The 20810-nt window shown below is 70.2% G+C and carries 18 protein-coding genes; 12 read left to right on the forward strand and 6 right to left on the reverse strand.

Annotated features, from left to right (window positions below):
• From GEV10_26010 to GEV10_26025, 4 genes are all read right to left on the reverse strand, one after another.
• Window positions 1-561 (reverse strand): IS256 family transposase (locus tag GEV10_26010; GenBank protein MQA81886.1); only part of this gene is annotated, 561 nt, incomplete at its 3' end.
• Window positions 562-663: 102 nt separating this feature from the next.
• Complete coding sequence (locus GEV10_26015; protein ID MQA81887.1) at window positions 664-1557, reverse strand: succinyl-CoA synthetase subunit alpha; 894 nt, start codon at window positions 1555-1557, stop codon at window positions 664-666.
• Entirely contained in the window at window positions 1557-2729 is a 1173-nt protein-coding gene (locus tag GEV10_26020; protein MQA81888.1) for a succinate--CoA ligase, read from the reverse strand. The genes GEV10_26015 and GEV10_26020 overlap by 1 nt, the downstream gene beginning before the upstream one ends.
• A 3-nt stretch (window positions 2730-2732) precedes the next feature.
• Window positions 2733-4157 (reverse strand): aldehyde dehydrogenase family protein, encoded by a 1425-nt coding sequence (locus GEV10_26025; protein ID MQA81889.1) that lies wholly within the window; start codon window positions 4155-4157, stop codon window positions 2733-2735.
• Window positions 4158-4368: 211 nt separating this feature from the next.
• Between GEV10_26025 and GEV10_26030 the strand changes: the two genes are divergently transcribed.
• Complete coding sequence (locus GEV10_26030; GenBank protein MQA81890.1) at window positions 4369-4602, forward strand: hypothetical protein; 234 nt, start codon at window positions 4369-4371, stop codon at window positions 4600-4602.
• Between the two features lie 8 nt (window positions 4603-4610).
• Here the strand turns inward: GEV10_26030 and GEV10_26035 are convergent, their stop codons facing one another.
• The gene (locus GEV10_26035; protein ID MQA81891.1) at window positions 4611-5423 is read right to left on the reverse strand and encodes a helix-turn-helix domain-containing protein; all 813 of its coding nucleotides are present in this window, start codon (window positions 5421-5423) and stop codon (window positions 4611-4613) included.
• A gap of 155 nt (window positions 5424-5578) precedes the next feature.
• Here GEV10_26035 and xsc point away from each other — a divergent pair, with 155 nt between their 5' ends.
• From xsc to GEV10_26085, 10 genes are all read left to right on the forward strand, one after another.
• Window positions 5579-7291, forward strand: a complete 1713-nt coding sequence (xsc, locus tag GEV10_26040) for a sulfoacetaldehyde acetyltransferase (protein MQA81892.1) — start codon at window positions 5579-5581, stop codon at window positions 7289-7291.
• Between the two features lie 37 nt (window positions 7292-7328).
• On the forward strand, window positions 7329-8357 hold the full coding sequence (locus GEV10_26045; GenBank protein ID MQA81893.1) for a phosphotransacetylase: 1029 nt from the start codon (window positions 7329-7331) through the stop codon (window positions 8355-8357).
• A gap of 115 nt (window positions 8358-8472) precedes the next feature.
• Window positions 8473-9486, forward strand: coding sequence for an ectoine/hydroxyectoine ABC transporter substrate-binding protein EhuB (ehuB, locus tag GEV10_26050; GenBank protein MQA81894.1), 1014 nt, complete (start codon window positions 8473-8475; stop codon window positions 9484-9486).
• Complete coding sequence (gene ehuC, locus GEV10_26055) at window positions 9486-10205, forward strand: ectoine/hydroxyectoine ABC transporter permease subunit EhuC (protein ID MQA81895.1); 720 nt, start codon at window positions 9486-9488, stop codon at window positions 10203-10205. The genes ehuB and ehuC overlap by 1 nt, the downstream gene beginning before the upstream one ends.
• Window positions 10202-10870 carry an ectoine/hydroxyectoine ABC transporter permease subunit EhuD gene (gene ehuD, locus GEV10_26060; GenBank protein ID MQA81896.1) on the forward strand — a complete coding sequence of 223 codons (669 nt, stop codon included), beginning with the start codon at window positions 10202-10204 and terminating at the stop codon, window positions 10868-10870. The genes ehuC and ehuD overlap by 4 nt, the downstream gene beginning before the upstream one ends.
• Window positions 10867-12363: an amidohydrolase family protein gene (locus GEV10_26065; GenBank protein MQA81897.1), complete on the forward strand. Its 1497-nt coding sequence runs from the start codon at window positions 10867-10869 to the stop codon at window positions 12361-12363. Before ehuD ends, GEV10_26065 begins: the two co-directional genes overlap by 4 nt.
• Window positions 12364-12371: 8 nt before the next feature.
• Window positions 12372-13136 carry an ectoine/hydroxyectoine ABC transporter ATP-binding protein EhuA gene (ehuA, locus tag GEV10_26070; protein ID MQA81898.1) on the forward strand — a complete coding sequence of 255 codons (765 nt, stop codon included), beginning with the start codon at window positions 12372-12374 and terminating at the stop codon, window positions 13134-13136.
• 149 nt (window positions 13137-13285) lie between these two features.
• On the forward strand, window positions 13286-14824 hold the full coding sequence (locus GEV10_26075) for a 4Fe-4S dicluster domain-containing protein (GenBank protein MQA81899.1): 1539 nt from the start codon (window positions 13286-13288) through the stop codon (window positions 14822-14824).
• A gap of 16 nt (window positions 14825-14840) precedes the next feature.
• Entirely contained in the window at window positions 14841-17666 is a 2826-nt protein-coding gene (locus GEV10_26080) for a molybdopterin-dependent oxidoreductase (GenBank protein ID MQA81900.1), read from the forward strand.
• Window positions 17663-18787: a P-loop NTPase gene (locus GEV10_26085; protein ID MQA81901.1), complete on the forward strand. Its 1125-nt coding sequence runs from the start codon at window positions 17663-17665 to the stop codon at window positions 18785-18787. Before GEV10_26080 ends, GEV10_26085 begins: the two co-directional genes overlap by 4 nt.
• A 40-nt stretch (window positions 18788-18827) precedes the next feature.
• Here GEV10_26085 and GEV10_26090 read toward each other — a convergent pair whose 3' ends face one another.
• Entirely contained in the window at window positions 18828-19796 is a 969-nt protein-coding gene (locus GEV10_26090; GenBank protein ID MQA81902.1) for a LysR family transcriptional regulator, read from the reverse strand.
• A 63-nt stretch (window positions 19797-19859) separates the two neighbouring features.
• Between GEV10_26090 and GEV10_26095 the strand changes: the two genes are divergently transcribed.
• Window positions 19860-20612 carry an SDR family oxidoreductase gene (locus GEV10_26095; protein MQA81903.1) on the forward strand — a complete coding sequence of 251 codons (753 nt, stop codon included), beginning with the start codon at window positions 19860-19862 and terminating at the stop codon, window positions 20610-20612.
• Window positions 20613-20810: the final 198 nt, after the last annotated feature.

A 20810-nucleotide genomic window follows, 5' to 3' on the forward strand; every position in this document is an offset into this window, starting at 1 on the left:
GACCACGATCGCGTCGATGAACACCGCCGCGTAAGTCGAGTCCAGCGGCCGCACGGACCAGTCCTGCATCTCCTCGATCACCTTGTCGGTGATCCGGCTGATCGTCTCCTTCGACACCGAGGCGCCATAGATCTCAGCGAAGTGCGCACTGATCTCGCCGGTCGTCAGCCCTTTGGCGTAGAGGGAAAGCACGACCTCGTCGACACCGGACAGGCGTCGCTGCCGCTTCTTCACGATCTGGGGTTCGAACGTGCCGGCCCGATCGCGTGGAACATCGATCTCGACCTGGCCGGTGTTCTCAATCAGCACGGCTTTCGGTCGAGTGCCGTCGCGGACGTTATCCGCGACCGGCCGTCCGTGCTTCTCATGGCCCAGGTGCTCGGTCATCTCCTCATGCAACGAGGTCTCCAGCACCGACTTGGTCAACTGTTTGAGCAGCCCGTCCGGACCGGTCAGCGACAGGCCCTGCCCCTTGGCCAGCCGAACCAGCTCGACCGCAGCCCGCGCCTCGGCCGACTCATCGATCTTCTCCTTAGTCACACCGTTCAGTGTCGCCGTCATCAGACGCCAACCCTTCCCGCCGAGCCCACGCTCGACCTATCAGGCCGGAAACACCGTTCCCCGGACAGTCCCCAGACATGGCACTCCTTATAGCCGATGCCCTCACGGTTCGGGGGGAGGCCCAATGCGTGAGGTGTGGGCCGCCAGGGCGGTGGCCACCTGGCTGGGCATGTCGACGACGCGGGCACCGGCCTCGGTCAGTGCGCGTACCTTCGAGTCACCGCTGCCACGGCCGCCGGTGACGATCGCGCCGGCGTGCCCCATGCGGCGGCCGGGCGGGGCGGAGCGTCCTGCGATGAAGGCGACGACCGGCTTGTCCATCCCGGCGATGTACGCGGCGGCCTCCTCCTCCATCGTGCCGCCGATCTCGCCGACGAGGACGACGGCGTCGGTGCGGGAGTCGGCGTCGAGAATCCGGACGGCGTCCGTCGTGGTCGTGCCGAGGATGGGGTCGCCGCCGATGCCGATGAACGCGGACTGGCCGAGGCCGGCGGCGGCGATCTGCAGGGCGACGAGCGTGCCGAGGCTGCCGCTGCGGGAGACCACGCCGACGTTGCCCGGGCGGAAGATGCTGGTCGCGAACCCGGGCATGATGCCGACCGACGCCTCGCCTGGGACCACGAGACCGGCCGTGTTCGGGCCGAGCACCTGCGTGCCTCGTTCGCGTGCCTCGGCCAGCACCTCCATGACGTCGTGGTACGGCACGTGCTCGGTGAGCAGGACGATCTTCGGTACGCCCGCCCCGATCGCGTCCAGCGCCGCCGCCTTCGCGGCCAGCGGCGGCACGAACAGCACGCTCACCCCGAGTGGGTGCTCGCTGGCGGCGTCGGTGACCGAGTCGTACACCGGCACTCCCGCGACCGTGCGGCCGGCCTTGCCGGGGCTGACGCCGGCGACGATCGATGTGCCGCACTCCAGCATCCGTTCGGTCCAGAACGAGCCCTGCCTGCCTGTGATGCCCTGCACCACGACCGGCTCGCTGCCCGTCACGAGCATCAGCGCACCACCTCTCGGTCGGACGACGCTGTCCGTCCCGCAGCGGCCACGGCCGCACGCACGGCATCGTCCATCAGGTCGTACGGTTCGAGACCCAGGCGCTCACGCACCATCCGGATCGCCTCGTCCTCGCCCGTCCCGTGAATCGAGAAGAAGACGGGGATGTCGGGCCGCAGCTCCTCCAGGGCGCTGACGACGCCCGCCGTCATCACGTCGGTACGGGCGAACGCGCCGCAGAAGTTGACCAGCAGGCTGCGGATCCCGGAACGCCCGAGCAGCAGTCGCAGTGCGGGTGTCGCCTTCGTGTACGCGTCGCCGCCGATCTCGAGGAAGTCGGCGGGGCGCCCGCCGTAGTGATTCACCGCGTCCAGCGTCGTCATCGTGAGCCCGGCGCCGTTCGCGAGCACGCCGACGTCTCCGTCGAGCTCGATGAACTGCAGGCCGAGCTCCCGTGCCGCACCTTCGAGCTCGGTCTCCGTCAGGGACTGGTCGCCGCCGAGGTCGCGGATGAGGTCCTCGTGGCGCCCGAGCGCACCCGGGTCGAGGGAGACCTTGCAGTCGAGCGCGACGCACGAGGAGGTCTCGGTGAGCGCGAGCGGGTTCACCTCGACGAGGGTGGCGTCGACGGAGCGGTAGAGCTCGTACAGTGCGACGAGCACGTCGACGAGCATGGGAACGGCCGCGGGTGGAAGGTCCGCGTCGGCGAGCAGCTGTCGCGCGGCGTCCGGTGGCAGGGGTCGCCTGATGTCGACGGGCAGCCGCAGGATCCGCTCGGGCGTGGTCGCGTTGACCTCCTCGATGTCCATTCCCCCCGCGGTGGAGAACAGCACGAGTGGGCCCTTGCTCGTTGCGTCGTCGAGCACGGCGGCGTAGAGCTCATGGGAGATCGGTACGGCTCGCTCGACGATGACGAGGTCGACCCGGTGTCCTCCGACGGTCGTCCCCAGCAGCCGTCGCGCGACGTCCTCGCACTCGGGCGGCGAGTCGGCGAAGAGGATCGCGCCCGCCTTGCCGCGCTTGCCCGCCGGGACCTGACTCTTGACGACGACCCTGCCGCCGAGTGTCGCGGCGAGGTCGGATGCCTCGGCCGGACTCGCCGCGACCCCGCCCTCCGGGGTCGCCACACCGACATCCTTCAGCAGTCGCTTGCCCTGGTGCTCGAGCAGGTTCACCGGTCACCTCCCGTACTTCTCGACGTAGCCGCCCCACAGCTCGTCCTCGGTGGGCACGCGCGGCGGGATGACGCGGGCGAGGCGGGTGACGTTCAGGAAGTGTCGGTAGGAGAGGTTGTCGCTGATGCTGTTGCCGGCCCAGGTCCCCGCGCCCATGGTGAGTGTGAACCCGAGCCCGTTGTCGAAGCCGCCTCCCGTGCCGAAGCAGTGCGCCTGGTTGACGAGGACGCGTGCGACGCGCAGCCGCTCCGCGACGACGCGGGGGAGGTCCTCGTCACGGGTGTGGATGCCGCAGGAGTGACCGGCGCCCTGGAAGTCCAGCAGCCGCTGGATGCGCTCCAGGCAGGCGTCGAAATCGGTGTAGCGGTAGACGGTGAGGACGACGGACAGCTTCTCGCCGCTGAACGGGTGATCGGGACCGACGCCGTCCTCCTCGACCAGGAAGAACTCGGCGGCCCTGGCGTCGGGGGAGTCGAGGCCGGCGAGCGCGGCGATCTTGGTGGGTTCCTGGGCGACCACCGCCGGGTTGAGCCGACCGTTCGGCCACATCGTCGACCGCAGCCGTTCCTTCTCCTCGGCGTCGAGGAGGTAGCCGCCCTGGTCGCGCAGGGCCGCGATCATCGCGTCGTAGACGGCGTCGTTGACGTGCAGCGAGTTCTCGGACGAGCAGCTCGTCGCGAGGTCGAACACCTTGCTGCGCTTGATCTTCTCCGCGGCGTCGGCGAGGTCGGCGTCGGCCTCGACGATGACGGGCGCGTTGCCCGCGCCCACCCCGATGGCCGGCGTGCCGCTGCTGTAGGCCTGGCGGACGTTGCGCTGGGAACCGGTGACCACGACCAGGTCGGCCTGTCGCATGAGCTCGTTGGTGTGGGCCTTGGTGGGGTCGGCGAGGAACTGCACGAGGTCGCGCGGCGCGCCCATCTTGTCCAGCTCCTCGTGGATGTACGCGACGAGCAGTGCGCACGTCGACGCACCCTTGGGAGACGGCGAGATGATCACGGCGTTGCGGCCCTTGACGGCCATCATCATCTTGTTGGCGGGCGTCGCCGCGGGGTTCGTCGACGGGCACACGGCCGCCACGACGCCGACGGGCTTCGCGTACTCCGTGATCCCCGTGGCCGGGTCGTCTCGGATGACGCCGACGGACGGGGCGCCGGTCAGGTCGCGCAGCGTGCCGATCGTCTTCCGCTGGTTCTTCGCGATCTTGTCGGCGACGCGGCCGAGACCTGTGTCGCGCACGGCGAGCTCGGCGAGGGCACGCGCGCGGTCCGGTCGGTAGACGGCCCAGGCGACGGCCGCGGCCAGATCGTCCGCCCCCTCCTGGGAGTACGACTCCACCTGTGCCTGGGCGGCTCGGGCTCGGGCGAGGATCGCCGCGATCTGCGGCGCGGCTTCGCTCAGTGCATCGGAACGGTCTCGCTCGGACATCGGCGCTCCCGGCCTGTCACATGGTGGCAGAGGATTCCAACCAAGAATCCAACTGTTGCCGTGTCACCGCAACGGCAGCTCGCTGTGCGCTCCGTCACCTTGGGCGCCGCTGTGAGGAGAGCGTTGACACCGTTCCCCGGTGGACGTAGCGTGCCTGGGATGGCATTCCAACATATGGAAACATATCTCCTTCTTGGCCTGGTGGTGAGTGGTGCTGCCGCAGTTCCGTGGTGTCGTCGTGTCGGGGAAGACGCGGGACTCGGTGGTCGAGTCGCTCTCGGCGGCCTGTGAGAAGGCGACGAAGGGGAAGAAGTTCCGGCAGTTCCAGACGAAGGTCTACGCGGACGAGGACAGCTTCCAGTCCGCCGACGACTTCCAGAAGTTCCTCGACGACCAGACACGCACGATCGAGCAGCAGCTGAAGAGTTACGGCATCACGCGATGACGCACGGGTCAGAAGCTGTGACCGGGTGGGAGCAGTGCGGAGATCTCCGCCGCGGCCTTGACGATCTCGGGGCCGAGCGCGCTGAACCGCTTCTTCGGCATGCGCACGGAGGGGGCCTGGACGGCGATGGCGGCTCGTGCGCGACCGGTGGCGTCGCGCACCGGTGCGCCGACGCAGCGGACACCGACCATCTGCTCCTCGTCGTCGGTGCTCCAACCGCGCCTGCGCACCGTCGCGAGGTCGACACGGAGGCTGGCGGCGTCGGGATGGCTCTTCGGCGTGAAGCGTTCGAACGCGTCATGGCTCTCGAGCAGGAGCTCCTGAAGGCTCTCGTTGAATGCGAGCAGCGCCTTGCCCATCGACGAGGCGTGCAGCTGGACACGGGTGCCCGGCGGCTGGGTGAACCGCAGCGGCTGACTGGACTCCACACGCTCGACCACCACGGCGACCTCGCCGTCGAGGACGCCGAGGTTCACGGACTCACCGGTCTGTCGCGACAGCCGTTCGAGCACCGGGTGCACGACGTCCATGTTGAAGTCGCGGTAGGCGGCCCGCCCCAGGAGCAGCGCGCCCGTGCCGAGGTAGTACCGCTCGCTGTCCTGGTTCTGGGCGAGGTATCCCTCGGTGACCAGTGCCCTGACGATGCGGTGCGTGGTGCTCAGGTTGAGGTCGAGCTCGCGGGCGATCTGCATCACACCGAGGTCGGTGCCGCGGTCGCGGAACAGGTGCAGGACGGCGAACGCCCTGCCGATGGCCTGGGTTCCCACCATTCGGGCGCCGCCGTCGCGGGTCGCTGTGGCGTCGATGTCTTCCGCGGTCATGCTCCCCCTCCACATCGTGGAAGCAGCTTACAAGCAGGTCGGTCGCGGGCGTGGAGAGCTTGCTCACTCTACTTGAAAGACTCTTCTATATTATGGAAGCATCCAATCTACGCGCAGTCCTTGGACTCGGAGGTGCCCACATGAGTACGCAGAAGATGACACCGAGCGAGGCGTTCGTCGAACAGCTCGTCGCGGAGGACGTCACGCTGGTGCCGGGCATCGTGGGCTCGGCGTTCATGGATGCCCTGGACCTGTTCCCGGCGGCCGGGATCCGGTTCCTACCGGTCGCGCACGAGCAGAATGCCGCGCACATGGCCGACGGGTATGCGCGCGTGCGCAACCGCCCGACCGCGGTCATCGCGCAGAACGGGCCGGGCATCACGAACTTCGTGACAGCAGTCGCGGCGGCGTACTGGGCGCACACGCCGATGGTGGTCGTGACGCCGTCGGCAGGGTCGATGGGTGTGGGGCTGGGCGGCTTCCAGGAGACCGACCAGCTGCCGATCTTCTCGAAGATCACCAAGTGGCAGGTGCAGGTGAACCGGCCGGAGCGGATCGCCGAGCAGATGCGACGCGCGTTCTACATCGCCAAGGCCGAGCACGGTCCCGTCCAGGTCGACATCCCGCGCGACTACTTCTACGGGGATGGTGAGTACGACATCATGCCGTCGCTCACCCTGCGCCACGGCCCCGGCGACATCGCCGAGGTGGGCCGTGCCGCCGATCTCCTCGCGAACGCGGAGCGTCCGGTGATCGTCGCCGGCGGTGGTGTGGTCCAGGCCGACGGCGTCGACGCCGTCCGGGCTCTGGCGGAGTACCTCAGCGCTCCGGTCGCGAACTCGTACCTGCACAACGACTCGTTCCCCACGAGCCACGAGCTCGCGGCCGGGCCGCTTGGCTACCAGGGGTCGAAGGCGGCGATGACGCTCATCAGCGAGGCCGACGTCGTCCTCGCCCTGGGGTCGCGGCTCAACCCGTTCGGCACGCTGCCGCAGCACGGCATGGACTACTGGCCGGGGCGGGCGAAGATCGTCCAGATCGACGCGGACCACCGCATGCTCGGCCTGTCGAAGCACGTCGACCTCGGCATCTGCGGCGATGCGAGGGCGACCAGCGAGCTGTTGCTCGAGGTGCTCAGGGAGAGGCACGGCGACCGGGCCCGCCGCGCCGACGTGGTCGCGCGGATCGCCGACGAGCGTGCGGCCTGGGCGAGCGAGCTCGCGGGGATGTCCACGAAGACCGACGAGCCGATCAGTCCGCGACGTGCTCTGTCGGTCCTACGTGACGCGATGCCCGACGACGCCATCGTCACCACCGACATCGGCAACGTCTGCTCGGTGGCCAACTCGTACCTGCATTTCGAGAGCCCGCGCAGCTTCCTCGCCGCGATGACATTCGGCAACTGCGGCTACTCCTACCCGACGGCGCTCGGCGCCAAGCTCGCCGCTCCGGACCGGCCCGTCGTCGCGTACGTCGGCGACGGCGCGTGGGGGATGAGTCTCGCCGAGGTGATGACGGCCGTCCGCGAGGACATCCCGGTCGTCGCCGTCGTGTGGAACAACGCGCAGTGGGGTGCGGAGAAGAAGAACCAGGTCGACTACTACGACGACCGGTACGTCGGCACCAACCTGGCGAACCCGAACTTCGCCGACGTCGCCTCGGCGATGGGCGCCGACGGTGTGACCGTCGAGAAGGAGGCGGATCTCGGCGAGGTGTTCACGGCAGCACTGGCGTCGGGGCGGCCGACCGTGCTGAACGTGACGCTGGACTCCGCCGAGCTCGGTGACCCGTTCCGCCGCGACGCGCTCAAGCATCCGGTACGGCACTTGGCAAAGTACGCCCACCTCGCCGCGGACGCGACCGGCTGACCGGCGATCCGCCCGTGACGAGACGTTGAGTCGAACGGTGTCGGTACCGGACACGTCGGCCGCCCTGCGCGAGGAGTGGTCGGCGGCGCTGGCCGGGCAGCGCGTCCGGATCGTGTTCGGCGACGGCGAGGACCCGCGGGTCGTCGAGGCGGCCGCGATGTTCGCGGGGTCCGCGGTGACGCCGCTGCTCGTCGGGCGCCGCGGCGCCGTGGAGGCGGCGGCGGGTCACCCTGGTCGGGGCATCGGCCATGCCGAGGTGCTCGACCCGGGCGAGCTCACCGGGTCGGGTCCGCACGCGGCGGCGATCGCCGCGTCGGTGCGCGGCCGGTCGGACGCCGCGGACTGCGTGCGCGACGAGCTATACCTGGCGATGGCGGCGGTGCGGCTCGGTACGGCCGACGGCGCGGTGGTCGGGAGCACGCGCCCTACCGGACACGTCCTGCGCGCCGCACTCCGGGTGATCGGTCTGGCACCGGGCTCGCGCCTGCTGTCGAGCAGCTTCCTCATGGTGCTGCCCGACGGCCGGCGGCTGGGATTCGGCGACTGCGCCGTTGTCCCCGACCCCGACGCCGACCAGCTCGCCGAGATCGCACGGGCGACCAGCGCCACGTACGGCACGCTCACCGGTGCGGCGCCCGTCGTCGCGATGCTGTCGTTCAGCACCAGGGGAAGCGCCGACCACCCATCGGTGGCCCGGGTCAGGACGGCGACAGTTTCGCTGCGCGACAGCGCCCCCGGCCTGGTCGTCGACGGTGAGCTCCAGTTCGACGCCGCGGTCATCGAGTCGATCGGTCGGGCCAAGGCGCAGGGCTCACCGGTCGCGGGCCGTGCCAACGTGTTCGTCTTCCCCAACCTCGACGCCGGCAACATCGGCTACAAGATCGCCGAGAGGCTCGCCGGAGCCACTGCACTCGGCCCCCTCCTGCAGGGACTCGCCGCCCCGGTGAACGACCTCTCCCGCGGCTGCAGCGCACAGGACATCCACACCGTCGGCCTGATCACGGCCCGCCAGGCCCTCGCGTCCAGGGACCAGAGTCGCGCGGCGAGGGCACCGACCGGCTCTTGACGGCGTGGGCGGCGAGGAGCGGGCGGCGCTGTCGGTCGAGCGGAAGTCCGGAACAGGTACCCGTGGGGGTGTCTCGCGACCTAGGTCATCGGGGCTTGACAGGTGACCGGGCGGCATCGAAACTCTTACATCTAGCGGATGGCCATCTTCCGTGTGGCGGAATCTGAATCGGTCTGTCGGGGGTCGAGTGGGGCTGTCCCGCGCGTCGGGCAGGTCCGAAGAGAAGGTGAGGGCCTCCGTGTCGGCAAGAGACGTCTCCCGTCGAAACCTGCTCCGTGGAGCTGGGGTCGCCGTGCTCATCGGCGGCGGTGCCCTCGCCTGCTCGCGGGTCGCCACCGAGCCGAGCGGGAAGAAGGGCACCGACCTGCTCGCCTCGCTGCGGCGGAAGGGCACCGCGCGGATCGGTGTGGTGAACGAGCTGCCCTACTCCGACTCGCAGCCGGACGGCACGGTGCGGGGCGTCGAGCCGGAGATCGCCCAGGCCGTGCTCGCCAAGCTGGGCATCAAGAAGGTGGAGCCTGTCGTCGCCACGCACGCCGGCATGATCCCGGGGCTCCAGGCCAACCAGATGGACTTGATCTGTGCGGCGCTGTTCGTGAAGAAGTCGCGTTGCGACTCGATCCTCTTCTCCGAGCCGGACGCGGTCGCCGAGGACTTCTTCGTCGTCCGGAAGGGTAACCCGAAGAAGCTGGAGAACCTGGCGGACGTGAAGTCCACCGGGGCGGCGTTCGCGGTCATCTCCGGCACGCTCGAGGCGGACGTGTCGAAGGAGCAGGGCATCACCGCGGCCAACACGACACAGGTGCACGACTGGTTGAGTGGCATCGAGCTGGTGCAGAGCGGACGCGCCGACGCGTACCTCGGGCCCGGGCCGACCCTGCAGTACCTGATGCGCAGACCCAAGGCCGCCCGCGGGGTGGACCTGGCGGGGCCGGTGCCCGAGATCGGCAAGTCGGCCGCGGCCGTGGGGTTCCGGAAGCGCGACAAGACGTTCCACGAGGCCTACAACGAGAAGCTGGCCGAGCTCAGGGACGAGGGCACGTTCGCGGAGATCCAGGAGAAGTGGGGGTTCGACGCCGATGCCGCCGCCGACGTGACCACCGAGGAGATGTGCAAGCGGGGCGGGTGATGGCTGACCCTTTGGCCGGCGTGGACACCTACCTGCGGTACTTCGGCTCCGGCCTGGCGGTGACCCTGGCGGTCTTCGCCGCGAGTCTCGTCGTGGCCTTCGCCGCGGGCATCGGCATGGGACTGGCTCGCCTGGCCCGATGGCGCGTCGTCCGGTACCCGGCCGTGGCCGTCGTCGAGGTCCTGCGCGGTACGTCCGAGATCGTCCAGCTCTACTGGGTCTTCTTCGCACTACCGCTGGTGACCGGCTTCCAGCTCGCCCCGATCGCAGCCGGCGCGATCGCACTCGGGCTGAACAAGGGCGCCTACATGGCCGAGGTCGTCCGGAGCGCCGTGCAGGCCGTGCCGCGGGGCCAGCTGGAGGCCTGTGTCGCGCTCAACCTGTCACCGCTGCGGCGGATGCAGCGCGTCGTGCTGCCGCAGGCCATCCCGCGAATGCTGCCGCCGTTGGCCAACGACACGATCGACCTGCTCAAGGCGACGTCCGTGGTCTCGCTGATCACCATCGCCGACCTGACCTTCAGGGCGCAGCAGCTGCGCAGCCTGACAGGTACGTCGCTCGTCCCGTTCGGCGCGATCCTCGTCCTGTACTTTCTCGTGGCGATGGGCGTCGGCGGCGTGTTCAGGAGCGTCGAGGAACGGGTCGCGGTCGGCCGTCCCCGTCGGACGGGACCTCCATTCGCTCACCTGTTCGCGCGGGGCCAGGAGCAGTCGCGATGAGCTGGAGCTGGGACTACGTCGTCGAGATCCTGCCGACCCTCCTGCGGGGCCTCGTCCTCACCGTGACGGTCACGCTCGCGGGCTCGGCGATCGCGATCGTGGTCGGTGCGCTCCTCTCCGTCGTGATCTGGACGCGGGTGCCGGTCCTCAGCCAGGTCGCGCGCGGTTACGTCCAGTTCGTCCGCGGGACGCCGCTGCTCGTGCAGCTCTTCTTCCTCTTCTACGTCCTGCCCGACTTCGGGATCCGGCTCACCCCGTTCCAGGCCGGTGTGCTCGGACTCGGGCTGAACTACTGCACGTACCTGGCGGAGGCGTACCGCTCCGGACTGCAGGCACTGCCGCGGGGGCAGTGGGAGGCGTGTCGCTCGCTGAACCTGCCGGCGACACGGGTGTGGCTCAGGATCGTTCTCCCGCAGGTCGTGCCACCGCTCCTGCCGGTCATCGGCAACTACGTGAACCTGATGTTCAAGGTCAGTGCGCTGGTCGCGACGATCAGTGTCGCGGAGACGTTCATGCAGGCGACGACGTTGGGGAACTCGACCTACCGTTACCTCGAACCGCTCACCGTCGCGGGCGTGCTCTACCTTGCCGTGAGCATCCCGGTGACCGTCCTGCTCCATCGGATCAACTCCCGTCATGCCGTCAACCGGAAGGAGTTCGCGTGAGCGGACTAACCGATGAGGTCGACCTGCTCGTCACCGGAGGAGAGGTTGTCAGGCCGGGCTCGGCCGGTCACGAGGTCGAGCGACTCGACGTCGCGGTCGTGGACGGCCGGATCACGGGCCTGCTCGCTCCCGGCGACCCGCGGCCGGGCGTGGTGCGCAGGGAGCTGTCTGCCCTGGGCTGCCTCGTCGTTCCCGGGTTCGTGAACGCGCACAGCCATTCCTACGGGATGCTGGGGCGGACGCAGGCCGACCTGCTGCCGCTGGAACCGTGGATGGTGTACGCCAACGCGATCACGGCGAACCGCACCGAGCGAGAGGTCGCACTCGCCGCCACCCTGAGCTGCGTCGAGCTGGTGCGGTCGGGAACGACTACGGTTCTCGACCACCTCGGCGGCCAGGTGTCGGGCCTCGGTGCGGCGGCACAGGCGTACCTCGACTTCGGCATGCGTGCCGTCGTGGCGCCGATGATCGGCGACGTGCCGCTCCACCACACGGTCGAGCTCACCGGGGCGCAGTGGCCGTCCGCGCTGTGGGAGGAGCTCGAGGCGGCACCGGTGCCGTCCGCGGGCGCGTTGCTCGACGCCACGAAGGATCTCCTCGGCTCGTGGCACGGTCGGGAGGGGAGGATCCGCGTGTTCGTCGGACCCTCCGGTCCGCAGCGTTGCACCGACGACCTGCTGCGGGGATGTGCCGAGCTCGCGGCCGACTTCGATACCGGCGTGCACATGCACCTGATCGAGACGCGCAACCAGGCGGCGACCGTGCGGCGGCTGTACGGCACGACCGCCGTCGAGCACCTGGACCGGCTGGGGCTGGTCAACGAGCGGTTCATGGGAGCCCACGGCGTCTGGTGCTCGGAGAGCGAGCTGCGGCTGCTCGGTGAGCGTGGTGCCGCGCTGGTGCACAACCCGTGGAGCAACCTGTACGTCGGCAGCGGGATCGCGCCCCTCACCGCCTGGCGCCGGCATGGTGTGCGGATCGCGATCGGTACCGACGGGGCGAACTGCGGGTGTGACCTGTCGATGCCGCTCGCGATGCGGTTGGCCGCGAGCCTGCACCGCGCGCACGCGTTCGACCCGGCGCAGTGGCCGACGCCGGGAGAGATCTTCACCGCCGCGACGGCGGGGAGCGCGGCGGCGCTCGGGTGGGCCGACGAGATCGGGACCGTCGAGGAGGGCAAGGCCGCTGACCTGGCGGTGATCGACGCGAGCGGCACCGCGTACGTGCCGCGCTACGACCCGCTCGCGCAGCTCGTGTACGGCGAGACGGGTGGCAACGTGCGGCACACCGTGATCGCCGGGCAGGTCGTCATGCAGGACAGGGTCATCGCCTCGGTGGACGAACGGGACCTGCTGCGCGAGGCGCAGGAGGCGGCGACCGCGTTGAGGCAGCGCAACGACGGCCTGTTCCGTGCCGCCGACGCTCAGGCCGAGGTGCTCTCCCGTGCCTCCGCCACCGCGCCCGTACCCGCGGACTGGCCGGGAGCCGGGTGATGAGCGCGATGGTCGCCGTGAACGGCGTGACCAAGGCCTACAAGGGGCACACGGTGCTCCGCGACCTCGACCTGGAGGTGGGCGCCGGCGAGAAGGTCGCGATCATCGGCCCGAGTGGTTCGGGCAAGACGACCATCCTCCGGGTGATCATGACGCTGGAGCGCCCGGACGGCGGAACGATCGTCGTCGACGGGGAGCAGCTCTGGCACGAGGAGCGGGACGGGCAGCTGGTCCCCGCGCGAGAGCAGCACCTGCGCCGGGTCCGTTCGAAGATCGGGATGGTCTTCCAGCAGTTCAACCTGTTCCCGCACATGACGGCGTCGGACAACGTCACCGAGGCTCTGCGATCGGTCGCGCGGATGCCGCGCGAGGCGGCGGAGGAGCGCGGGCGGGAACTGCTCGAGATGGTGGGTCTGGCGGATCGTGCGGGCCATTACCCGTGGCAGCTGTCCGGTGGTCAGCAACAGCGTGTCGGCATCGCGCGCGCGATCGCGCTGCGGCCCAAGGTGCTGCTGTTCGACGAGGTAACGAGCGCGCTCGACCCCGAGCTGGTCGGCGAAGTGCTCGGTGTCATCCGCGACCTCGCCACGCACACCGAGACGACCATGCTCATCGTGACCCACGAGATGCGCTTCGCCCGCGACGTCGCGGATCGGGTCCTGATGTTCGACCAGGGCCAGATCGTGGAGGAGGGCCCGCCGGAGCAGCTGTTCACCGAGCCACGTTCCGACCGTACGAAGAAGTTCCTGCACGCGGTCTTCGAAGCGGGATAGGCGCGTGGGCCGCACCCCTCGGTCCTGAGGTCCAAGGTCCGGCTTTGGGGTCGCAAGGTACGACTTCGGGGTCCGCCACGCCTTTTCCCGTCTAGCCTCCACGAAAGGTGTGCCTCCCTGCGGGAGGCTAGGCACGGAAGGGAGTGTCCTTGCGCTACGGCTTCGCCATCGACCAGCGGACGTGCATCGGCTGCCACGCGTGCACGGTGGCGTGCAAGACCGAGCACGAGGTCCCCGTCGGGCAGTTCCGTACCTGGGTGAAGTACGTCGACCAGGGTGTCTTCCCCAACTCCACGCGCGACTTCGCCGTCATGCGCTGCAACCACTGCACCGACGCGCCGTGCGTGAAGATCTGTCCCACGAACGCGCTGTTCACCCGCGACGACGGCATCGTCGACTTCGACAAGGACAGCTGCATCGGCTGCAAGAGCTGCCTGCAGGCGTGCCCGTACGACGCGATCTACATCGACGACGACACCAAGACCGCGGCGAAGTGCAACTTCTGCGCGCACCGCGTCGACTCCGGGCTCGAGCCCGCCTGCGTGGTCGTCTGCCCCACCCACTCGATCTGGGTCGGTGACCTCGACGACCCGGACAGCGGCATCTCGCGGCTCATCGACTCCAACCCCGTCGCGGTTCGCGCGCCCGAGCAGCAGACCGGGCCGAACGTGTTCTACCTCGGCGCCGACCGCGCCGTGCTCGAGCCTCTCGACGCGCCGGCGAGCAACGGCTACATCTACTCGACGCCCGACCCGCATCGCGCCGAGGTCGCGGCCGACCTGCCGTCCGGGTCGCGCGGTAACGCGACGACCACGCTGAACACGGCGCACCCGCGGCCCTGGGGTTGGCGCGTCATCACGTACCTGTGGAGCAAGGCGGTCGGCGCGGGTGCGATGGCGCTGGCGGTGCTCGCCCACCTCCTGGGCATCAGGCTCGGCGGCCTCGGCGACGTCGCGGCGCCCATCGTCGGGCTCGTCGGTGTCGCGAGCACGGGCGCGCTGCTGGTCTGGGACCTCAAGCGGCCCGAGCGCTTCCTCTACATCTTCCTCAAGGCGAACCCGCGCTCCTGGCTGTTTTGGGGGTCGGTCGCACTCGCGGCCGGAGCGGCGTTCTTCGCGCTCTGGCTCGGCGTCGCGGTGTTCGAGGCCGCGGGGGCGTTCGACGCCGCGACCGCCGACACCGTACGCACCTGGCTCGCCGTGCCGACGATGGTCGCCGCGGCGATGACCGCCGGCTACACCGGCTTCCTGTTCGGCCAGGCCGAGGGTCGCGACCTGTGGCAGTCGCCGCTGCTGTTCTGGCACCTGATCGTGCAGGCGCTCGCTGTCGGCGGTGGCGCACTCGTCGTCCTCGCGGCGGCCTTCGACCTCGCCGACGACGCGAACGCGTTGCTGGTACGGGTCTTCGCTCTCGCTACCGCCGGGCACGTCGTGATGCTGCTGCTCGAGTACTTCGGCCGGCATCCGACGCGGAACGCCTCGGCCGCGGCGCACATGATCCTGCGCGGGCGCTACGCGCGCCTGTTCTGGTCCGGGCTCGCCGCCGCCGTCGTGAGCGTGGTGCTCGCGGCCTTCGGCTGGACCGGCGCGCTCGCGCTGCCGCTCGTCGGCGGCCTCCTCGTCCAGTTCGCCCTGCTCGCGTACGAGAGCGTCTTCGTCCGTGCCGCGCAGGACGTCCCCCTCTCCTGACGTGAAGGAGTAACCCGTGACCGAGCTGCTGCCAGGCGCACGTACCCACGAGCACCTGCGCAACTTCCCGCCAGTGGAGAAGTGGGACGACCACGTCGAGTACGACGCGAAGGCGCACCCGCGCAAGGTCGCGCGCCGCTACATGCTCATCCCCACGACGTGCTTCAACTGCGAGTCTGCGTGCGGCCTGCTCGCGTACGTCGACAAGGACGACCTGTCGGTCAAGAAGGTCGAGGGCAACCCCGCACACCCCGGCTCGCGCGGCCGCAACTGCGCCAAGGGACCGGCGACGATCAACCAGATCAACGACCCCGAACGCATCCTGTACCCGTTGCGACGCACGGGAAAGCGCGGTGCGGGCGGCTGGGAACGGGTCAGCTGGGACGAGGCGCTCGACGACATCGCCGGGCGCATCTCGCGCGCGATCCGCGAGGAGCGCCACGAGGAGGTCATGTACCACGTCGGCCGTCCCGGCGAGGACGGCTTCGCGGAGCGGTTCCTCGCCGCGTGGGGCGTCGACGGGCACAACAGCCACACCAACGTCTGCTCGTCCGGCGCGCGGTTCGGCATGACGTTGTGGGGCGGATACGACCGGCCGTCGCCCGACCACGCCAACGCCAAGGTGATCCTGCTGCTGTCGAGTCACCTCGAGACGGGCCACTACTTCAACCCGCACGCGCAGCGCATCATGGAGGGCAAGCAGTCGGGCGCGAAGCTCGTCGTCATCGACTCGCGCATGTCGAACACCGCCAGCCACGCCGACCTCTGGATCGCACCGTGGCCGGGCAGCGAGGCGGCGATCCTGCTCGCCATCGCCGCGCACCTGTTGCGTACCAGGAAGATCGACGAGGCGTTCATGCGCCGCTGGTTCAACTGGCGCACCTACCTCGCCGAGCGCCACCCCGACGCCGAGCCCACGTTCGAGGCGTTCCTCGACCGGCTCGAGGCCGACTATGCGGAGTACACCTTCGCGTTCGCGGCCGAGGAGGCGCAGGTGCCCGTCGAGCGGCTGGAGGAGCTCGCCGAGCTCGTCGCCGACTCCGACCACCGGCTCGCCTCGCACATCTGGCGGTCAGCGGCCGCGGGCAACCTCGGTGGCTGGCAGGTCGCGCGCGCCCTGTGGTTCGTGCTCGGTCTCACCGGCTCGATCGGCACCGAGGGCGGTACCAGCCCCAACGGCTGGAACAAGTTCATCCCGCACGGCCCGCTGATGCCCGAGGCGCACGACCACTGGAACGAGCTCGCGTGGCCGGCCGAGTACCCGATGTCGTGCAACGAGATGTCGATCCTGCTGCCGCACATGCTCGAAGAGGGCCGCGGCAAGCTCGATGTGTACTTCAGCCGCGTGTTCAACCCGATCTGGACGTACCCCGACGGGTTCACCTGGATGCGTGCGCTGTCCGACGAGGACAAGGTCGGGCTGCACGTCGCGCTCACGCCGAACTGGTCGGAGACCGCGGAGTTCGCCGACTACGTGCTGCCCATGGGGCACTCGACCGAACGCCACGACACGCACTCGTACGAGACGCACTCAGCGCGCTGGCTCGGTTTCCGGCAGCCCGTTCGCCGCGTCGCCATGCAGAAGCTCGGGCAGGAGGTCACCGACACCAGGGACGCGAACCCGGGCGAGGTCTGGGAGGAGAACGAGTTCTGGATCGAGCTGTCGTGGCGCATCGACCCGGACGGCTCGCTCGGCATCAAGAAGCACTTCGAGTCGCCGTACCGTCCCGGTGAGAAGGTCACGGTCGACGAGTACTACCGCTGGGTCTTCGAGAACCAGGTGCCCGGCCTGCCCGACAAGGCCGCGGCACAGGGACTCGCCCCGCTCGACTACATGCGCAAGTACGGCGTCGTCGAAGTAGCCAATGGCCTGTACCGCCAGGACGAGCGTGCGCTCACCGACGCCGAGCTCGACGGTGCGGAGCCCGACGCGGACGGCGTCCTGCGCAAGCCGACGACCGACGACTCGGTGCCGCCGCTCATCGGCGAGGCCGGTGCCGTCGGCGTCCGGCACGAGGACGGCAGCGTCACCGCCGGCTGGCTCACGCCGTCACGCAAGCTCGAGGTCTACTCGCCGACGATGCGCGACTGGGGCTGGGAGGAGTACGCGACGCCGGGCTACATCCGCTCACACATCGCGCGCAGCGAGATCGACCTCGAGGCGGGCGAGCTCGTGCTGATGCCGACATTCCGGCTGCCCACCCTCATCCACACCAGGTCGGGCAACGCCAAGTACCTCAACGAGATCTCCAACTCCCACCCGGTCTGGATGAACTCCCGCGACGCGGAGCGTCACCAGGTCGCGACCGACGACCTGATCAGGATCACCACCTCGATCGGCTACCTCGTCGGGCGGGTGTGGGTCACCGAGGGCATCAGGCCCGGCGTCATCGCCCTGTCGCACCACATGGGCAGGTGGCGGCTGCACGATGCCGAGGGCAGCCGATGGGTGTCCGGCCTCGTCGACATCACCCACCCGGCCGGCGACGACTCGTGGCTGTTGCGCTACCGCGGCGGCGTCGAGCCCTTCGAGTCGGCCGACAAGGACTCGTCGCGGATCTGGTGGAGCGACCCCGGCGTGCACCAGAACCTCGCCTTCGGCGTGCAGCCCGACCCGCTGTCCGGAATGCACTGCTGGCTGCAGAAGGTGCGCGTCGAACGTGCGCATGCCGACGACAGGTACGGCGACGTCTACGTCGACACCGAGGCCTCCCGACGGGTCTATCAGGAGTGGCTCGCGAAGACGCGACCAGGCCCGGGTCCGGGCGGGCAGCGACGTCCCGAGTTCCTGATGCGCCCGGTGAAGCCGAAGCGGCGCGCGTTCCGGGTGGACGGCTCATGAGTCTGCTCGGCCTGCGGCGCGGCGGCGTCGACGCCACACAGGTGCGCGAAGCACTCGCGACGGTGCGCGACCCGGAGATCGGCCGGACGCTCGACGAGCTGGGCATGCTCGGCGACGTCTCGGTCGACCGGCGCGGCGGCGTCCGCGTGCCGGTCGCGCTGACGACCCAGGAGTGCCCGCTGGCCGACGAGATCCGTGCCTCCGTCGCGACCGCCGTGCGTACGGTCGACGGCGTCACCGACGTCGACGTCACCATGAGCGTGATGGACGACCGCAGGCGGGGCGAGGTGGGTCGGCTGCTGCACTCGACCCGCACACCGCTCACGTCCGGGCTCGGCGGCGGGCCGCGCGTCTACGCGGTGGCGAGCGGCAAGGGCGGTGTCGGCAAGTCCACGGTGACCGCCAACCTCGCCGTCGCGCTCGCTCGATCGGGACAACGCGTGGCCGTGCTGGACGCCGACGTGTGGGGCTACTCGATGCCGCAGCTGTTCGGCGTACGACGCGCGCCGATCGCGTTCGAGGGCATCATGCTGCCGGTGCCCGCGTACGGTGTCTCGCTGATGTCGATCGGCTTCTTCGTCGACGAGGACCAGCCCGTCGTGTGGCGTGGACCCATGCTGCACAAGGCGTTGCAGCAGTTCATCGACGACGTGTACTGGGGCGAGATCGACACCCTGCTCGTCGACCTGCCGCCCGGCACCGGCGACGTCGCGCTCTCGGTGCTGCAGCTGCTGCCCGACGCCGCTCTCGTCGTCGTGACGACGCCGCAGCGCGCCGCGCGCTCGGTCGCCTCGCGCGTCGGCCGGCTCGCGCAGGAGGCCGGCATGCCGATCGCCGGCGTGGTGGAGAACATGTCCGCCGCCGTGTGCCGCGACTGCGGCTCGCACACCGCCGTGTTCGGCGTGGGCGGCGGCGTCGAGCTCGCCGAGCAGGTGGGTGCGCGGGTGCTCGGTCAGGTGCCGCTCGACGTCGACCTGCGCGAGGCCGGCGACCGCGGCGTACCCGCGGTGATCGAGGCGCCCGACTCGGCGTCGTCGGTCGCCCTGCGGCGCGTGGCGGAGACCCTCCCGGCGGTGCGCCGCGACGTGGTGCGCCGCTCGCTGCCGCTCACCGTCGTCTGACCCCGCCGCCACGTCCGCCCTCACCGTCCCCTGTCCGCGGTCAGCGGGGGGACGCGCGCCGGGGTGACGGCCGTCTCGGCGGGCCCTTGGTGACGGCGACGACGTCGCGCAGCAGGCCGGTCAGCCGCCGCCCCGCGGGCCAGACGACGCGCAGTGTGCGTTCGAGGTCGACGTCGGTGACAGGCACCGCCACCAGCCGGTGTGACGCCAGCTCGTCGGCCACCGCGAGCGAGCTCAGCACGGCGGGCCCGAGGCCCTCCTCGACCGCCGCCTTGATGGCCGTCGTCGACGACAGCTCGACGATCGGGCGTGCGAACGGGGCGTACGGCGCGAGGACCGACTCGAGGGTGTCGCGGGTGCCGGAGCCCGGCTCACGGTGGACGAGGGGAGCCGCCGCGAGCTCGCCCGCCGGGATGGGCTTCCTGCGACGTGCCCACCGGTGGCCGGGCGCGACGACGACCTGCAGATGGTCGCCGCCGACCACGCGGGCCTGCACGCCGTCCGGCGCCTCCGGGCACTCGACGAAGCCGAGGTCGGTGTCGCCGGCGAGCACGAGCCGCGCGACCTCGGTGGAGTTCACGACCTGCAGCGAGACGGTGGTGTCGGGCCGCCGGGTGCGCAGGTCGGCGAGCCAGTGCGGCATCAGGTACTCGGCGATCGTCATGCTCGCCGCGATGCGCAGCCGTCCCTCGTGCCGCGAGCGGAGTGCCGCGACGCCCGCGTCGAGCGCGACGGCGGCCGACACGACCTGCTTGGCCCAGTCCGCGACGACGGCGCCGTCGCCGGTGAGCCGCGAGCCGTGCGCGGAGCGTTCGATCAGCTGCAGGCCGAGCAGGCTCTCCAGGTGCCTGATCCGCGACCCCGCGGCCGGCTGGGAGATGCCGTGGTCGCGCGCGGCGCGGCCGAGACTGCCGAGCCGGGCGACGCTGAGCAGCAGGTCGAGCGCGCCGATCTCCGGCACCCGTGACGGCAGCGGCCCGCCGAGCCGCTGCCCGTCGTCGTCGCTCACGCGGACGACGATAGCTGGGACACTCTTGCGGACGTCGGACGAGTCGAGAGGGAGGGGTGCCGGATGGCGGGTCGTGCCGTACTGGTGACAGGGGGGTCGCGCGGCATCGGGCGCGCGGTGGCCGAGGCGTTCGCCGAGCGCGGTGACCGCGTCGCCGTGCACTACCGGTCGAATCCCGACCTCGCCGAGGAGGTGCGCGGGGCGCTGCCGGGCGACGGACACGTCGTCGTGCGGGCCGACATCGCCGACCCCGACGCCGTCCGTCGCATGGTCGACGAGGCGGCCGAGGGCCTCGGCGGCCTCGACGTCCTGGTGAACAACGCGGGCATGCACGTCGACCACCCGATCGAGTCGACGGACTACGACGCGTGGCAGGCGGCCTGGTCCACCATCATCGGCACCAACCTGCTCGGCGCCGCCAACGTCACGTGGTGCGCCGTACGGCACCTGCGGCAGCGGCCGGGCGCGCGCATCGTCAACGTCTCGTCGCGTGGCGCGTTCCGCGGCGAGCCGGTGTCGCCGGCGTACGGCGCGAGCAAGGCGGCGCTGAACTCCTTCGGCCAGTCGATCGCCCAGGCACTGGCGCCGCTCGACATCGTCGTGTCGGCCGTGGCGCCCGGCTTCGTCGAGACCGACCTGGGCATGGGCGGCCTCGACGCCGAGAAGGCCGCCGGGCGTCGCGCGCAGAGCCCGTTCGGGCGGGTCGCGTACCCTGCGGAGATCGCCGCCGCCGTCGTCTGGCTCGCGTCACCCGAGGCGCAGTGGGCGAGCGGCGCGATCCTCGACCTCAACGGCGCGTCCTACCTGCGCACCTGACCCGCCGGACCACGGACAGGATCCCGAGACCGAGCCCGTGAGGGGCACCCTCACCGTGCCATGGAGGCTGTTGCGTTTTCGGGCGACTCGGCTTGATGATCTTGGTGGTGTCGGGACTGTGTTGCCAGGATGTTGTGATGGCGAGGGATTTCCGACCTGTTGATCGTGACCAGCAGTTCTTGTTGCCGCCGGATATGC

It is taken from the genome of Streptosporangiales bacterium, from assembly GCA_009379955.1.
Taxonomy (GTDB): Bacteria; Actinomycetota; Actinomycetes; order Streptosporangiales; family WHST01; genus WHST01.

Coding starts and splice junctions, on each gene's coding strand:
- GEV10_26035 (MQA81891.1), bottom strand. CDS start 5,423: ATGACCGCGGAAGACATCGACGCCACAGCGACCCGCGACGGCGGCGCC.
- GEV10_26085 (MQA81901.1), top strand. CDS start 17,663: ATGAGTCTGCTCGGCCTGCGGCGCGGCGGCGTCGACGCCACACAGGTG.
- ehuA (MQA81898.1), top strand. CDS start 12,372: ATGGTCGCCGTGAACGGCGTGACCAAGGCCTACAAGGGGCACACGGTG.
- GEV10_26095 (MQA81903.1), top strand. CDS start 19,860: ATGGCGGGTCGTGCCGTACTGGTGACAGGGGGGTCGCGCGGCATCGGG.
- GEV10_26015 (MQA81887.1), bottom strand. CDS start 1,557: ATGCTCGTGACGGGCAGCGAGCCGGTCGTGGTGCAGGGCATCACAGGC.
- ehuC (MQA81895.1), top strand. CDS start 9,486: ATGGCTGACCCTTTGGCCGGCGTGGACACCTACCTGCGGTACTTCGGC.
- xsc (MQA81892.1), top strand. CDS start 5,579: ATGACACCGAGCGAGGCGTTCGTCGAACAGCTCGTCGCGGAGGACGTC.
- GEV10_26025 (MQA81889.1), bottom strand. CDS start 4,157: ATGTCCGAGCGAGACCGTTCCGATGCACTGAGCGAAGCCGCGCCGCAG.
- ehuD (MQA81896.1), top strand. CDS start 10,202: ATGAGCTGGAGCTGGGACTACGTCGTCGAGATCCTGCCGACCCTCCTG.